Source organism: Geodermatophilus sp. CPCC 205761, from assembly GCF_051383655.1.
Taxonomy (GTDB): Bacteria; Actinomycetota; Actinomycetes; order Mycobacteriales; family Geodermatophilaceae; genus Geodermatophilus.
Genome location: NZ_JALPKQ010000007.1, coordinates 32061 through 47294, shown reverse-complemented (window position 1 = coordinate 47294; position 15234 = coordinate 32061). Strand labels below are relative to the sequence as shown.

Below are 15234 nucleotides of genomic sequence, written 5' to 3'. Positions count from 1 at the left end.
AGGGGGCGGCAGTCGTCGGGATGGGCGTACCGGCCTCCGTCAGGCGCCTCGGGCCAGGCGACGGGCGGGCAGCCGGGGGACGGCGGGCCGCAGCAGGGTCTTGCCGTGCTCGCCCACCACGACCAGGTCGGCTCCCCGGGCGGCGCTGGTCAGGGCGTCGAAGACCGGTCGTTCCAGGACGGTGGTGCGGGTGCGCCCGACCACGCCGGTCTCGGCGATGGCCCGCAGGACCTGGGCCTCCAGCCGCTCCAGGGCGGCGGCCACGGCCGGGCGCGACGGGCGGGTCAGCCCGCTCAGCGGGTCCTCGTCGTCCCCGTCGAGGACGCTGACCGCGATCACGGTGGCCTCGCGGCGGGCGGCCTCGCGCAGGGCCCACACCAGCGCGCCGTGGCCGTGCGGTGAGCCGTCGACGTCGACGATCAGCCAGGGGCTCTGCCGGCGGGGGAGCAGCGGGCTCAGCCGCATCGGCTCCACGCGCGGCCTGGCCTCCTCCGCGCCCTCGGCCTCCGCGGCGAGCGGCTGCGCCGTCTCGGGCACCCTGTCCTCCGGCATGTCGCCCCCAGTGCGCTGATGCGCCGTCGTCCGACTGCCGGACGGCCGTGGTGGCCGCCGCCGTGTCACCGGCTCTCCGTTGAGCCGGCGCGCGTCGGTCTGGCAGGGATCGTGGCCGCCGGCGCGGGGGGACGGCAGGGACCAAGGGCCTGACCGGCCGCCGGTTCAGGGGTTACGGGACCGTTCCGGAAGGCGCGCTGTGCGTGTCACTCCGCTGTGTGACCGGCCACACACAGTTGGCCGCGGGATACGCCGACGACGACGGTCGCGTCCCGGTCGTCGTCCCGGGCGACCTCCGCGGACAGTCCGCCGGCCTCGACGGCGGCCGCGGTCAGCGGGGCCTGCGCGGCGCTGGTCTCCACGAGGAGGGTGCCGCCGGGACCGAGCCACCGCCGCGCCTCGGCCGCGACCCGGCGGTGCAGGTCGACGCCGTCGGCTCCGCCGTCCAGGGCGGACCGGGGCTCGTGGTCGCGCGCCTCCGGGGGCATGCCCGCGATCGCCGCCGTCGGCACGTACGGGGCGTTGACCGCGAGCAGGTCCACCCGGCCGGCCAGGTGCCCGGGCAGCGCGGCGTAGAGGTCGCCGCGGTGCACGCGGGCACCGACGGGCGCGAGGTTGCGCCGGGCGCAGCGCACCGCCACCGGGTCGATGTCGGCGGCGTGCAGCTCGACGCCGCCGCGCGTGGAGGCGATCGCCAGCCCCACGGCCCCGGAGCCGCAGCACAGGTCCACCACGACCGGCCGGTCCGTGCCGCGCAGCAGGCCGACGGCCCGTTCGACGAGGAACTCGGTGCGGCGGCGGGGCACGAAGACGCCGGGTTCCACGCCCACGCGCAGCCCGGAGAACGCCGCCCAGCCGAGCACCGTCTCCAGGGGTTCGCCCGCCACCCGGCGCGCGAGCAGGGCCTCGAGGTGGCCGGCGTCGGCGGCGTCGGCCAGCAGGACGGCGGCCTCCTCCTCGGCGAAGACGCAGCCGGCGGCGCGCAGCCGCGGGACGAGCGCCGTGGCCGGCGGGAGGGAGACGGGAACCGGGACCTCCTGGACGAGGCGCGGCCGCCCGGAGAGGCGAGGAGAGCGGGTGACGAGAATCGAACTCGCACTGTCAGCTTGGGAAGCTGATGTTCTACCATTGAACTACACCCGCGGGGACGTGCCGAGCTTACCGGAGAGCCCCGGAGGGCGTGAGCAGGCCCCCCGCTCGCCTCAGGCCGTGCGGATGACCACCGTCGTGCCGGCCGGGCTCGGGGTGGCGGTGATCTCGCCGACCGCGCTCATCAGCATCGAGCCACGGCCGCGGTCCATGCTCGGCACCCGCTCCCGCCACCGGCCGTAGTCGCGGACGGCGATCTCCACCCGCCCGCCGACGACCTCGGCGGCGACGTCGATGTACGGCTCGGCCGGGTCCTGAGCGTGCTCGACGGCGTTCGTGGCCGCCTCGCAGGTGGCCAGCACCAGGTCGTAGGCGAGGTCCTCGCCGAGCCGCGCCTCGGCGAACAGCGCCCGCAGCCGCCGGCGCAGCGCCGGGACGGAGGCGGTGGTCGACGGGAAGCGCCAGCGGCCGCTCACCGGCGTCGCCTCGGGGGAGGTCTCGGGGTCGGAGGCCAGCGGACGGCGGGGCCGCGGCGGGCCGCCCGCCGGCTCGGGCCGCAGGATCGCCGGACGGAGAGCCGGGGCGGCCGGGGGCGCGCCGCTCGTCGGGCGGCCGGCAGCGCGGTCCAGGACCGTCCGCAGCCGCGCGACCAGCTCGGCGGACTCGAACGGCTTGGGCAGGTAGTCGTCCACGCCCGCGTCGAACCCCTCGACGGCGGCCTCCTGGCCGGCCCGCGCGGTGAGCATGACCACGGGCACGCTGCGGGTCGCGGGGTCAGATCGCAGCGCGCGGAGCAGGCCGAAGCCGTCCAGGCCCGGCATCATCACGTCGGTCAGGACGACGTCGGGCCGCGCGGCGTGGATGCCGGCCAGCGCCTGCTCGCCGTCGGCAGCGGTCCGCACCGTCCAGTGCCGCGACAGCACGCGCGTCAGGTACGCGCGCATGTCGGCGTTGTCGTCGACCACCAGCACGGTCGCCCCGGGGGCACCGGGCGGCGCCGGCCAGCCGAGGTCGTCGTCCCACGGGGCCACGGTCGCGCTGCCGGTGGTCGGCGTGGCCGGGCCGTCGGCCTCGGCGTCGGGGGCCCCGAACGGCACCGCGACGGTGAAGGAGCTGCCGACGCCGGGCGCGCCGGCCGCCTCGACCGTGCCGCCGTGCAGGCCGGCCAGCTCGCGGACCAGCGCCAGCCCGAGTCCGGTGCCCTCGCGGCTGCGGGCGGCGGACCCGGCGACCCGGTGGAAGCGCTCGAACAGGTGCGGCAGCTCCGCGGCCGGGATGCCGACCCCGGTGTCCGACACCCGCAGCACCAGCCGGTCGCCGTCCGCCCGCAGGGTGACGTCGATGCCGCCGACGAAGGTGTACTTCACCGCGTTGGCGACCAGGTTGAGGACGATCTTCTCCCACATCCGCGGGTCCACGTAGGCCGGGCGCGGCAGCGGCGGGCAGTCGACGGTGAGCCGCAGACCGGCCCGCTCGGCGGCCGCGCGCAGCACGCCGGCCAGCTCCGCGGTGTAGGCGGCGAGGTCGGTCTCCACCCGGACGGCGGCGGTGCGGCCGGCCTCGATGCTCACGAACTCCAGCAGGTCGTTGACCAGCCGCTGCAGCCGCTGCCCGTTGCGGAGGGCCAGGGTGAGCGGCTCGCGGACCGTGTCCGGCAGCGCGGCGTCGCCGTCGGCCAGCGCGTCGCCGATCGGGGCGAGCAGCAGGGTCAGCGGCGTGCGCAGCTCGTGGCTGACGTCGGCGAAGAACGCGGTCTTGGCCCGGTCGAGCTCGGCCAGCGACTCGGCGCGCGACCGCTCGGCGGCGTAGGCCCGCGCGTTGACCACCGCGCCGGCGAACTGGCCGGCCAGGAGCTCGTGGAAGGAGCGGTACTCCTCGTCGAGCGCCCGGTTGGGGTTGACGCCGACGACCAGCGCCCCCACCGGCTCCGCGCCGGCGCCACCGTTCAACGGGAGCGCGACGGCCGCGGTGACCGGGTCGCCCCACGGGCCGCCGGTCAGCCGCAGCCGCGCCACCTCGGCGGGCAGCAGGTCGCCGGGCCCGGCGGCCACGGCGGGCAGCAGCCCGGCGTCGCACCCGGTCACCGCCGCCCGGTGCAGCCCGGTCTCGCCGGGTCGGCTCAGGTAGACCGCCGCGAACGGCACGTCGAGCGGGTCCCCGGCCAGGGCGCCGGTCATCTCCCGGACGGCGGCGACGTCGTCCCCGAGCAGCCCGGCCGACGACGCGACGTCGTGCAGCAGCCGCTGGCGGCGCTCGGCCAGCACCTGCCGGGTCACCTCGGTGCACACCGCGTGCATGCCGGCGACCTGGCCGTCGTCGCCGAAGGCGGGGGCGTGGGAGACGGTGAAGTAGGTCTCCTCGCGGTAGCCGGCCCGTTCGAGCAGGAGCAGCAGCTGGGGGATCCAGGACGGCTCGCGGGCCGCCATCGCGTGCTCGACCGGTCCCTGCAGCGCGGCCCAGCCCTCGGCGAGGGTGACCCGCAGGTCGTCGCCGATCGCGGCGGGGTGCTTGGCGCCGATGAGGGTGGCGTAGGCGTCGTTGTAGATCTGGGTGTAGCCCGGGCCCCAGGCGAGGATCATCGGGAAGCGGGAGGCGAGGACGGTGCGCACCACGTGCCGCAGGCTCGCCGGCCAGCCCGACACCGGGCCGAGCGGTGTGGCCGACCAGTCGAAGGCGGCCATCAGCCGGCCGTTCTCGCCGCCGTCGCGGAAGAGCTCTCCGTCCCCGGGGGCCGAGGGCACGTCGGGTCCTCCGCTCACGTCCTTGGCTTCCCTCCCCGATCCGATCCTGGGCCGGTGGCCGGGGCGGCTCGCGTCGCACGCCCGGCCACTGGTCCGGCCGGGGCCGGACGCCGGAGGGGAGGCTACCCCGGCGGCAGGCCCGCACCGTCAGACCCCACGGTGCCCGGGAGGTCACCGCACAGCCGCTCGACAGGACCGGCGCGGCCACCGTTCCCGCCCGCGTCCGGGTCGACGGGCCCGGGCGCGGGTTCGCCCGGAGTGGTGAGCGGAGGGCGGTCCCTAGACTCCCGCGCATGCTGCTGTCCGACCGCGACATCACGGCTGCGATCGCCGAGGGACGGCTCGGGATCGAGCCCTACGACAAGGGACTGGTGCAGCCCTCGAGCATCGACGTCCGGTTGGACCGCTACTTCCGGGTCTTCAACAACGCGCGGTACACCCACATCGACCCGGCGCTCCAGCAGGACGACCTGACCACCCTGGTCGAGCCCGCCGGTGACGAGCCGTTCGTGCTGCACCCGGGGGAGTTCGTGCTGGGGTCCACGCTGGAGGTGGTCACGGTCCCCGACGACCTGGCCGCGCGGCTGGAGGGCAAGAGCTCCCTGGGCCGGCTGGGCCTGCTCACCCACTCGACGGCCGGCTTCGTCGACCCGGGCTTCTCCGGCCACATCACGCTGGAGCTGTCCAACGTGGCGAACCTGCCGATCACCCTGTGGCCGGGGATGAAGATCGGGCAGCTGTGCCTGTTCCGGCTGACCACGCCGGCCGAGCACCCGTACGGGTCGGCGGTGTACGGCTCGCGCTACCAGGACCAGCGCGGCCCGACGCCGTCCCGGTCGTTCCGCAACTTCACCCGCGCGGAGACCCGCCGCCCGGCTCGGTGACGTGCACGGTGACCGGCGGCTCCGTGCCGGCCACCTCGATGACGTCGCCGTGGTGGGCGTCCGACCCCCAGCCGGGCACCTCGTCGTCGACGTACCGCTCGCGGGTCACGAACCAGCCGGTGACCGCCAGCACGGCCACGCCGGCGAGGACGACGACGAACATGCCGGTGTAGCTGCCGGTGCTGCCGCGCAGGACGCCGACGAGCAGCGGCCCTGCCCCGGCCAGCAGGTACCCCCAGCCCTGCGTGGTGGTGGACAGCGCCGCGGTGGTCTCCGGCGTGCGGGCCCGCAGCCCGATGAGGGTCAGCACCATGGCGAAGGTGCCCGTGCCGAGCGCGAGCAGGCCCATCCACAGCCACGGCACGCCGCGCGGCGCGACCATGAGCCCCACCCAGCCGGCGACGTAGCTGACGCAGAAGCCGGCCAGCAGCGGCCGCTGCAGGTGCGGGCGGACGGTGAGCGTCGGGACGATCGCGTTGAGCGGGATGACGACGATCGTGTTGATGCCGAGCAGCAGGCCGGCGGTCGCCGCGCTGAGGCCCTCGTCCCGCAGGTACTGCGCCGTCCATCCGATGAGGACGTAGGCCTGCATCGACTGCATCGCGAAGAACAGCGCGAGCGCCAGCGCCATCCGGCTGCGGAGGAGCGAGCGCATCCGCACCCGCCGGTGCGCCTCCCGCGAGGCCCCCGGGCGGGCCGGCACGGAGAGCCAGGGCAGGGCGGTGACCGCGGCGAACACCGCCCACACCCCCAGCGCCCAGCGCCAGCCGTCGGCGCCGGTCGCGGCGGCGATCGGTGCGGCGCTGACCGACGCGATCGCCCCGCCGACGGCCATCGAGACGCTGTACGCGCCGATGAGCAGCCCGGTGCGCTCGGGGAAGTAGCGCTTGACCAGGCTGGGCAGCAGCACGTTGCCGAGCGCCCCGCCGACCATCGCCAGCACGGTGCCCACCAGGAACAGCCAGAAGGCGTCGGTCACCACGCGCAGGACCGTGCCCGCCGCCATGGCCAGCAGCGCGCCGGCGAGCACGTGGCCGTCGCGGTACCGCGCGGCCAGCGGCGGGCCGGCGAAGCCGATGAGCGCGAAGCACAGCACCGGCATGGTGGTGACCACCCCGGCCAGCCCGCTGGAGATCGACAGCCCCTGCTCCAGCTCCTCGAGGACGGGTCCGACGCTGTTGACCGCCGTCCGCAGGTTGAAGCCGGTGAGCACGATGGCCACCGCGATCAACCGCAGTCCCCGGCGGCGGTCCGACCCGGAGGCGGCGGCTGCGGGGAGGGAAGGGGCGGTGCGGGTCACCCGTCGATGGTCCCCCCGCTGTCCCGGCCGGCGGCCACCGGGTCGTTTCCCCGGGCAACGACCGGGGCCCGGCGGGGGTGCTCCTCAGTTCTGGGCGCCGTGCTCCGTCGCCGCCGAGCCCGTTCCGGCCACGTCGTCGCCCGCCCGGCCCACGTCGGGGCCGGACCCGGTGCCGGGCGTGCCGACCGGGGCCAGGGAGCGCAGCAGGATCTGGCTGACGTCGAGCACCTCCACGTGCTCGCCCGCCTCGCCGTTCTGCTTCTTGGTGGTCAGCGCGTCGCTGAGCATCGTGATGCAGAACGGGCACGCGGTGGAGATGACGTCGGGGTCGAGCTCGAGGGCCTCCTCGGTGCGCTCCATGTTGATCCGCTTGCCGATCTTCTCCTCCATCCACATGCGGGCACCGCCGGCGCCGCAGCAGAAGCCGCGGTCCTTGCAGCGGTGCATCTCCTGGGTGGACAGGCCCCGGACGGAGTCGAGGATCTCCCGGGGCGGCGTGTAGACCTTGTTGTGCCGGCCGAGGAAGCACGGGTCGTGGTAGGTGACCTTGCGGTCGACCGGGGTGACCGGCGTCAGCCGGCCCTCGGCCACCAGCTGGCCGAGCAGCTGGGTGTGGTGCACGACCTCGTAGTGGCCGCCGACCTGCGGGTACTCCCGGCCCAGGGAGTTGAAGCAGTGGGGGCAGGTGGCGACGATCTTGCGCATCCCCGGCACCCGGCCCTCGAAGACGCCGTTCAGCGTCTCGACGTTCTCCTGGGCGAGCATCTGGAAGACGAACTCGTTGCCCATGCGCCGGGCCGGGTCCCCGGAGCAGGTCTCCCCGGAACCGAGGACGGCGAACTCGACGCCGGCGGTGTGCAGCAGCTCGGCGACGGCCTTGGTGACCTTCTTGGCGCGGTCGTCGATGGCGCCGGCGCAGCCGACCCAGAACAGGTACTCGACCTCGTAGGGCAGCGGGCTCTCGGCCTGCCGGACCTCGAAGTCCAGCTCCTTCATCCAGTCGTCGCGGGTGCTGGCCTGGACGCCCCACGGGTTGCCGCGGTTCTCCAGGTTGCGCAGCATCACGCCGGCCTCGGAGGGGAAGTTGGACTCGATGAGCACCTGGTAGCGGCGCATGTCGTCGATGTGGTCGACGTGCTCGATGTCGACCGGGCACTGCTCCACGCAGGCGCCGCAGTTCGTGCAGCTCCACAGGACGTCGGGGTCGATGACCCCGCCCTCCTCGAGGGTGCCGACCAGCGGCCGGTGCGCCTGGGCCTCGTTGGTGCCCTCGATGCGGGCGTAGCCCGACGCCCAGACCTGCTCGTCGCTCGGCTTGAGGACGTCGTAGTCCGGCGCCGTCTCGCCGGCGGTCTTCTCACCGAGCAGGTACGGGGCCTTGGCGTACAGGTGGTCCCGCAGGTCCATGATCAGCATCTTCGGCGACAACGGCTTGCCGGTGTTCCAGGCCGGGCACTGGCTCTGGCACCGCCCGCACTCGGTGCAGGTGGTGAAGTCGAGCATCCCCTTCCAGGTGAAGTCCTCGATCTTGCCGCGACCGAAGATCGCTTCCTCGTCGGGGTCCTCGAAGTCGATCGGCTTGCCGCCGGAGGTCATCGGCTGCAGCGGGCCGAGGGCGACGCCGCCGTCGTCCTCCCGCTTGAAGTAGATGTTGAAGAACGCGCTGAACCGGTGCCAGGCCACGCCCATGTTGAGCAGCCGGGAGACCACGACCAGCCAGATCAGCGAGACGACGATCTTGACGAAGGCGACGACCGACAGCAGGTCCGGGCTGTCGGGCAGCACGGTCGCCAGGGCGCCGGAGACCGGGTGCGACCAGGCCGGCGCCTCGGTCAGGTCGGAGGAGACCTTCAGCGCCCGGATCAGCAGGATGCAGACGCCGACGACGAGGACGACGGCCTCGACGAAGTAGCCGCGGCCCTCGTTGGACCCGGCGAACCGGCTGGACCGGCCCTGCCGGCGCGGGTGGTCCTTCTGGCGCCGGTAGATCAGGTACAGGATGCCGAGGATCGTGCCGGTGCCGATGATGTCGGCGAACAGGTTCCACAGGCTCCACTCGCCGATGATCGGCAGGTGGAACGCCGGGTTCCAGACCTCACCGAAGGCCTCGACCAGGGTGAGGAACAGGCCGTAGAAGCCGACGAAGACGAACCAGTGGGCCACGCCGATCGACGACCACTTGAGCATCCGGGTGTGCCCGAGCGACTCGGTGACCAACGTCTTGAGCCGCGGGCCGAGGGGGCCGGACCGTGTGGCGTCCGGCTGCCCGGTCCGGATGATCCGGATCATCGCGCGGACCGCCCGGTAGGCGAACACGACCGCCACGACGAGGAACAGCACCGCGATCGTCCCGAGGACGATCTGCAAGGGGCCCATCGACTTCCCTCCCGGACACCGGTGCGGCGTCCGTTGATCCGCCGACGCCGGCAGGGCGGACGGCGCTCACCACCGTCCGCACGATAGCCGCCGTGCCGACAGGCTACTCACCGGTAACCCCTGCATGGCCTGCCGTCCTCACCGCACCGTCGCCGTCGGCGCGGTGCAGCGCGAGGGCGGCGCCCGGGAGGTGAGGGCGGCGATCACGGGTCATCCGGCACGGCGCACACCGCGGGCCCGCGGTGTGGCCGAGAAGGACCGCACCGCGGGGCCCGGTGCCGCGAGCAGCGCCCGCAGACGCGCCTCCACGGGTGGCCAGCCGGCGTCCAGGTCGGCGTCGGCGATGCGGACGACCCGGACGTCGAGCGCCCGCAGCTCGTCCTCGCGCCGCTTCTCCTCCCAGAGGACGCGCTCCGGCGTGCGGCCGCGCCAGGGGTCGCTGTACTTCACCCGGCCGTCGAACTCGACGGCCACGGCTGCCTCGTCGAACCAGGCGTCCACCACCGCGACGAGCCGGCCGGCGACGCGGATCTCCACCTGCAGCTCCGGAGACGGGAACCCGGCGCCGACGATGCGCAGCCGGCCCCGGGTCTCCAGCGGCGACTCGGCGCGCCCGTCGGCCAGCCCGATCGCCCGCACGGCGCGTGCTGCGCCGGGCCAGTGCCGGACCGTGTCGAGCACCCGCTGCAGCTCGGCGTTCGTCGTCCGTCCGCCGAGGAGGGCGGCGTCGGCCGCCACCACCGCGTCCTCCAGCGGCCACTCGCGTGCGGAGTCCACCAGTGCGCGCGACGTCGACGTCACGCGGAGCGGTCCGGTCGTCGTGACGTCGGCCGCGGCGAGCGGGGCGGCCTTCATGAGGTAGCCGGGCCCGCGCCGCCACTGGAGCGGGTCGGTGAGGCGGACGGTCGCGTCGAGGTCCCGCGGCACCGGCAGCCCGCGGAGGCGGACAGCCGTCCCGTGGCTCAGGGCGGCAGTCGGGCGGTCGATGCTCAGGAGCACGGCCACCGCGTCCACGAGGTGCCGCCCGCCGTCCTCCTCGTGGACCGCGAGGACGTCGGCCGGGACGTAGACGCCGCGACGGACGCGGACCCATCGGCCGGACGAGCAGAGGTGGCGGATCTCGGGCTCGCCGTAGCCGGCACGACGGGCGTCGGTCGCGGTGAACAGGCCGTGCTGACGCTCGGCGACGGCGCGGAGGAGAGGGTGCACGCCGGTGACCGTGCCGTTGTCCCAGGTGGACGGGAGGGCTCCCGGCGGATCTGTGGACGGCCACGAGGGCTGGCCGCACAGGCCCCCGGGAACAGTTTCGCTCGGGGTGCCGTTAGGGTGGGCAGGAAAGTTGAGTGGACCCCGCGCAAGATGGGCACTCAGCTCCTGCAGACAACAGAACCACCCCGGTACACACGGAAGAGAGGCCATCTCCATGGCTCGAGCGGTCGGTATCGACCTCGGCACCACCAACTCCGTCGTCACCGTCCTGGAGGGCGGCGAGCCGACGGTCATCGCCAACTCCGAGGGTTCGCGCACCACCCCGTCGGTCGTCGCGTTCGCGAAGAACGGCGAGGTCCTGGTCGGCCAGTCGGCGAAGAACCAGGCGGTCACCAACGTCGACCGCACCATCCGCAGCGTCAAGCGCGAGATGGGCACCGACTGGAAGTCGCCGGAGATCGACGGCAAGCGGTACACCCCGCAGGAGATCAGCGCCCGCGTCCTGCAGAAGCTCAAGCGGGACGCCGAGACCTACCTGGGCGAGCCGGTGACCGACGCGGTCATCACCGTCCCGGCCTACTTCGAGGACGCGCAGCGCCAGGCCACCAAGGAAGCCGGTGAGATCGCCGGCCTCAACGTCCTGCGGATCGTCAACGAGCCGACCGCGGCCGCGCTGGCCTACGGCCTGGACAAGGGCGAGACCGAGCAGACGATCCTCGTCTTCGACCTCGGCGGCGGCACCTTCGACGTCTCCCTGCTCGAGATCGGCGAGGGCGTCATCGAGGTGAAGGCCACCGCCGGTGACAACCACCTCGGCGGCGACGACTGGGACCAGAAGGTCATGGACCACCTGGTCCGGACGTTCAACGCGTCCAACGGCATCGACCTGTCCAAGGACAAGCTGGCCATGCAGCGCCTCCGCGAGGCCGCGGAGAAGGCCAAGATCGAGCTGTCCGGTGCGCAGTCGACCAACGTCAACCTGCCCTACATCACCGCCGGCGCCGAGGGCCCGCTGCACCTCGACGTCACCATCACCCGCGCCGAGTTCCAGCGGCTGACCCAGGACCTGCTCGACCGCGCCCGCGCGCCGTTCAACCAGGCCATCCGGGACGCCGGCATCTCCGTGGGCCAGATCGACCACGTCGTCCTCGTCGGTGGGTCCACCCGCATGCCGGCCGTGAGCGACCTGGTGAAGGAGCTCACCGGCGGCAAGGAGCCCAACAAGGGCGTCAACCCCGACGAGGTCGTCGCCGTCGGCGCCGCGCTGCAGGCCGGCGTCCTCCGCGGCGAGGTCAAGGACGTCCTGCTGCTCGACGTCACCCCGCTGTCCCTGGGCATCGAGACCAAGGGCGGGATCATGACCAAGCTCATCGAGCGCAACACCACGATCCCGACCAAGCGCAGCGAGATCTTCACGACGGCCGACGACAACCAGCCGTCCGTGCAGATCCAGGTCTTCCAGGGCGAGCGCGAGATGGCCGCCTACAACAAGAAGCTCGGCATGTTCGAGCTGACCGGTCTGCCCCCGGCGCCGCGTGGTGTCCCGCAGATCGAGGTGGCCTTCGACATCGACGCCAACGGCATCGTCCACGTCCACGCCAAGGACCTCGGCACGGGCAAGGAGCAGTCGATGACCATCACCGGCGGCTCGGCCCTCCCGAAGGACGACATCGAGCGGATGATGAAGGACGCCGAGGCGCACGCCGAGGAGGACAAGCGCCGCCGCGAGGAGGCCGAGACCCGCAACCTCGCCGAGTCGCTGCAGTACCAGACCGAGAAGTTCCTGGCCGAGAACGGCGACAAGATCCCGGCCGAGAAGAAGGAGGAGCTCGGCGAGGCGCTCACCGAGCTGCGCTCGGCCCTCGGCGGGTCCGACATCGCCGCGATCAAGGCCGCCCAGGAGAAGGTCGCCCGCGTCTCCCAGGAGGTCGGCGGGGCGCTCTACGCCCAGCAGGCCGAGGCGAGCGCGGCCGGCGCCCAGGCCGGCCCCGGTGCCGGCGCGGGAACCCCCGGTGACGCCGGTGCGTCGGGTACGACGACGACGGAGGACGACGTCGTCGACGCCGAGATCGTCGACGAGGACAACGACCGCCGATGACAGCCAGGGAAGAGGAGCCGCGGGTCGTCATCCGCGACAAGCGGCGCATCGACCCGATCAGCGGCACCGTGCGGGTGCCGGCCGGCGAGCAGCCGGCCGGCGCCCGCACGGGCGCAGACGTGCCCGACCGGACCGCGCCGGGTCCAGCGCCGAGCTGGGCAGCGCAAGGGGAGCAGATGAGCGAGCACGAGACCGTCGCCGGGCAGCCGGCGGCGGACGACGACCTGAGCCGCCAGCTGGCGGAGCGGACGGACGACCTCCAGCGGGTCACCGCCGAGTACGCCAACTACCGCCGCCGGGTGGACCGGGACCGGCAGCTGGTGGTCGACCAGGCCGCCGAGCGGTTCGCCGCGCAGCTGTTCCCGATCGTCGACGACATCGAGCGGGCCCGTGACCACGGCGACCTGACCGGCGCGTTCAAGCTGGTCGCCGACCGGGTCCTCGGCCTGCTCGAGGGCTTGGGCGTGGCGGCGTTCGGGACGGCGGGCGACCCCTTCGACCCGTCGCTGCACGAGGCCGTCATCCACGACACCTCGGCCGAGGTCGACGTCCCGACGGCCACGACGGTGCTGCGGCAGGGCTTCCGCCGCGGCGACCGGGTGCTGCGGACGGCGATGGTCGCGGTGACCGACCCGGAGACCCCGGCGCCGGCGCCGGTGCCGGCGGACGGGGCCGGCGACCCCGCCGCGGCGCAGCCGGGCGAGGGCCCGGCGGCGGCGTCCGACTGAGACGGGAGGAGGGCGCCCGATGAGCACCCGGGACTTCATCGAGAAGGACTACTACGCCGCGCTGGGCGTCCCCCAGAGCGCCGACGCCGCGGAGATCAAGAAGGCCTACCGCAAGCTCGCCCGTGACCTGCACCCGGACAAGAACCCGGGCAACACGCAGGCGGAGGCCAAGTTCAAGGACGTGTCGGAGGCCTACGACGTCCTCTCCGACACCAAGCGGCGGGCCGAGTACGACGAGGCCCGCCGGCTGTTCGGGGCCGGCGGCGCGGGAGCCCGCGCGGGCTTCCCCGGAGGGTTCCCCGGCGGTGCCGGCGGCGGGCAGCCGTTCGACCTCGGCGACCTGTTCGGCGCCGCCGGTGGTGCTCCGCGGAGTGGGGGCACCGGCGGGCTCGGCGACCTGTTCGGCGGGCTCTTCGGCGGCGGGGCCGGCACCGGCGGCTCGGCGCGGGCCCGCAGCCAGGCGGCGTCCGGACCGGCCCGCGGCCAGGACGTCGAGACCGAGGCGACCCTCTCCTTCGACGAGGCCGTCCTCGGCGTCACCGTGCCGCTGCGGATGCAGAGCCCCGGCACCTGCCCCACCTGCTCCGGCAGCGGGGCGCGGCCGGGCACCTCGCCGCACACCTGCCCGGTCTGCCAGGGGGCCGGCGTCACCAGCCGCAGCCAGGGCGCGTTCGCCTTCTCCGAGCCGTGCCGCAACTGCCGCGGCACCGGCCAGGTGGTCGACGACCCCTGCCCGACCTGCGCGGGCAACGGCGTGACCACCCAGACCCGCACCATCACGGTGCGGATCCCGGCCGGCGTCAAGGACGGCCAGCGCATCCGGCTGGCCGGCAAGGGGGCACCGGGCCGGCGCGGGGGCCCGGCCGGCGACCTGTTCGTCGTCGTGCACGTCGCCGACCACGAGCTGTTCGGCCGCAAGGGCAACGACCTGACGCTGACCGTGCCGATCACGTTCGCCGAGGCCAGCCTGGGCGCGACGCTGACGGTGCCCACCCTCGACGGCAACGTCACGCTCAAGGTGCCCCCCGGCACGGCGAGCGGCCAGACGCTGCGCGTCCGGGGGAGGGGCGTGCCGGGCAAGGGCCGGGCGGGGGACCTCCTGGTCACCGTCGAGGTGGCCGTGCCCAAGAAGCTCAGCCCGGCCGCCCAGGAGGCGGTCAAGGTGCTCGACGCCGAGCTCGGCGACCCGCGGCCCCGGATCACCGCCGCCGTCCAGGGCGGGGGAGCGCGGTGAGCGCCCCCGCCGAGGGTGGCCGGGCGCGGCAGGACGCCGGCCGCGCCGTCGCCGAGGACGCCCCGGTCTTCGTCATCTCGGTCGCCGCCGAGCTCGCCGGGATGCACGCGCAGACCCTGCGCCAGTACGACCGGCTGGGCCTGGTGCGGCCGGGTCGCACGGCCGGCGGTGGCCGGCGGTACAGCCCGCGCGACGTCGCGCTGCTGCGCGAGGTCCAGCGGCTGTCCCAGGAGGACGGCGTCAACCTCGCGGGCATCAAACGGATCATCGACCTCGAGTCGCAGGTCGAGGCGCTCCAGCTGCGGGTGCGGGAGCTGCTGGCCGAGCTGGAGATCGCCGAGACCCGGCGGATCGCCGCCGAGTCCGCCGTCCAGGCCGGCTACGGCGGCGACCTCGTGCCGATGCGGCCCTCGACGTCGGCGCTGGTCGTCTGGCGTCCGAGGGAAGCGCGGTGAGCGGGAGCGCTCTGCACGACGCGTTCGTCCAGGTGGAGCGGGAGATCGGGTTGCTGCTGCGCCGGTCCCGCGCCATCTCCGCCCGGCTGTCCCGCGAGCTGCACCCCGACCTCGACGGCGCGGCGTACGGGCTGCTGGCTCTGCTCGAGGACAGCGGGCCCCTGCGGGCCAGCGACCTGGTCGCCCGGCTGGGCCTGGACAAGAGCACGGTGAGCCGGCAGGTGGCCTCCCTGGTCGAGCTGGGGATGGTCACCCGGGAGGCCGATCCGGCCGACGGCCGCGCCCAGGTGCTGCGCACGTCCCAGGAGGGCGCCTCCCGGCTGGCCGCCATCCGCGAGGCGCGGCGGGCCCGCTGGGAGTCCGACCTCGCCGACTGGCCGGCCGACGACGTCGCCACCCTCGCCGAGCTGCTCTCGCGGCTGAACCGCCTGGGTGAGGCGCGGGACGACCTCGCGCGGGAGCTCCGGCCGGGGGGCTGACCGGCCGGACCGCAGGCCGCTGACCCGCCGGGGTCACCTCCGTCACAAATGTTGTAGACCGCAACCAACTGACTGTATGGTTGCGGTCT

The 15234-nt window shown here is 74.3% G+C and carries 12 protein-coding genes and 1 tRNA gene; 6 read left to right on the top strand and 7 right to left on the bottom strand.

Annotation, left to right across the window (positions count from 1 at the left end; all coding sequences use genetic code 11):
- Nucleotides 1-39: 39 nt before the first annotated feature.
- The 4 genes from MY526_RS05935 to MY526_RS05920 all read right to left on the bottom strand — a co-directional run bounded on the left by MY526_RS05935 (nucleotide 40) and on the right by MY526_RS05920 (nucleotide 4382).
- Entirely contained in the window at nucleotides 40-537 is a 498-nt protein-coding gene (locus tag MY526_RS05935) for a universal stress protein (protein ID WP_436694354.1), read from the bottom strand.
- A gap of 221 nt (nucleotides 538-758) precedes the next feature.
- Nucleotides 759-1538: a putative protein N(5)-glutamine methyltransferase gene (locus MY526_RS05930; RefSeq protein WP_436694396.1), complete on the bottom strand. Its 780-nt coding sequence runs from the start codon at nucleotides 1536-1538 to the stop codon at nucleotides 759-761.
- A gap of 86 nt (nucleotides 1539-1624) precedes the next feature.
- A tRNA-Gly gene (locus MY526_RS05925) sits at nucleotides 1625-1695 on the bottom strand.
- A gap of 59 nt (nucleotides 1696-1754) precedes the next feature.
- Entirely contained in the window at nucleotides 1755-4382 is a 2628-nt protein-coding gene (locus tag MY526_RS05920) for an ATP-binding protein (protein ID WP_436703456.1), read from the bottom strand.
- Between the two features lie 293 nt (nucleotides 4383-4675).
- Between MY526_RS05920 and dcd the strand changes: the two genes are divergently transcribed.
- Nucleotides 4676-5266 carry a dCTP deaminase gene (gene dcd / locus MY526_RS05915; protein ID WP_436694352.1) on the top strand — a complete coding sequence of 197 codons (591 nt, stop codon included), beginning with the start codon at nucleotides 4676-4678 and terminating at the stop codon, nucleotides 5264-5266.
- Here the strand turns inward: dcd and MY526_RS05910 are convergent.
- From MY526_RS05910 to MY526_RS05900, 3 genes are all read right to left on the bottom strand, one after another.
- A complete protein-coding gene (locus MY526_RS05910) occupies nucleotides 5232-6566 on the bottom strand; it encodes a CynX/NimT family MFS transporter (protein ID WP_436703455.1) in 1335 nt (444 codons plus the stop codon). The two genes, dcd and MY526_RS05910, sit on opposite strands and share 35 nt — an antisense overlap.
- A gap of 84 nt (nucleotides 6567-6650) precedes the next feature.
- A complete protein-coding gene (locus MY526_RS05905) occupies nucleotides 6651-8942 on the bottom strand; it encodes a heterodisulfide reductase-related iron-sulfur binding cluster (protein ID WP_436694350.1) in 2292 nt (763 codons plus the stop codon).
- 210 nt (nucleotides 8943-9152) lie between these two features.
- On the bottom strand, nucleotides 9153-10151 hold the full coding sequence (locus tag MY526_RS05900; protein WP_436703454.1) for a type IV toxin-antitoxin system AbiEi family antitoxin domain-containing protein: 999 nt from the start codon (nucleotides 10149-10151) through the stop codon (nucleotides 9153-9155).
- 214 nt (nucleotides 10152-10365) lie between these two features.
- Here MY526_RS05900 and dnaK point away from each other — a divergent pair, with 214 nt between their 5' ends.
- Genes dnaK through MY526_RS05875 form a run of 5 tightly spaced genes read left to right on the top strand, consistent with a single transcriptional unit; the run spans nucleotide 10366 to nucleotide 15145 of the window.
- Nucleotides 10366-12249: a molecular chaperone DnaK gene (dnaK, locus tag MY526_RS05895; protein WP_436694347.1), complete on the top strand. Its 1884-nt coding sequence runs from the start codon at nucleotides 10366-10368 to the stop codon at nucleotides 12247-12249.
- On the top strand, nucleotides 12246-12977 hold the full coding sequence (gene grpE, locus MY526_RS05890) for a nucleotide exchange factor GrpE (RefSeq protein WP_436694346.1): 732 nt from the start codon (nucleotides 12246-12248) through the stop codon (nucleotides 12975-12977). The genes dnaK and grpE overlap by 4 nt, the downstream gene beginning before the upstream one ends.
- Nucleotides 12978-12996: 19 nt before the next feature.
- Nucleotides 12997-14211: a molecular chaperone DnaJ gene (gene dnaJ / locus MY526_RS05885; RefSeq protein WP_436694345.1), complete on the top strand. Its 1215-nt coding sequence runs from the start codon at nucleotides 12997-12999 to the stop codon at nucleotides 14209-14211.
- On the top strand, nucleotides 14208-14666 hold the full coding sequence (locus tag MY526_RS05880; protein WP_436694344.1) for a heat shock protein transcriptional repressor HspR: 459 nt from the start codon (nucleotides 14208-14210) through the stop codon (nucleotides 14664-14666). Before dnaJ ends, MY526_RS05880 begins: the two co-directional genes overlap by 4 nt.
- Nucleotides 14663-15145 carry a MarR family winged helix-turn-helix transcriptional regulator gene (locus tag MY526_RS05875; RefSeq protein WP_436694343.1) on the top strand — a complete coding sequence of 161 codons (483 nt, stop codon included), beginning with the start codon at nucleotides 14663-14665 and terminating at the stop codon, nucleotides 15143-15145. The genes MY526_RS05880 and MY526_RS05875 overlap by 4 nt, the downstream gene beginning before the upstream one ends.
- The last annotated feature ends 89 nt before the right edge of the window (nucleotides 15146-15234 follow it).

Coding starts and splice junctions, on each gene's coding strand:
- dnaJ (WP_436694345.1), top strand. CDS start 12,997: ATGAGCACCCGGGACTTCATCGAGAAGGACTACTACGCCGCGCTGGGC.
- grpE (WP_436694346.1), top strand. CDS start 12,246: ATGACAGCCAGGGAAGAGGAGCCGCGGGTCGTCATCCGCGACAAGCGG.
- dnaK (WP_436694347.1), top strand. CDS start 10,366: ATGGCTCGAGCGGTCGGTATCGACCTCGGCACCACCAACTCCGTCGTC.
- MY526_RS05905 (WP_436694350.1), bottom strand. CDS start 8,942: ATGGGCCCCTTGCAGATCGTCCTCGGGACGATCGCGGTGCTGTTCCTC.
- dcd (WP_436694352.1), top strand. CDS start 4,676: ATGCTGCTGTCCGACCGCGACATCACGGCTGCGATCGCCGAGGGACGG.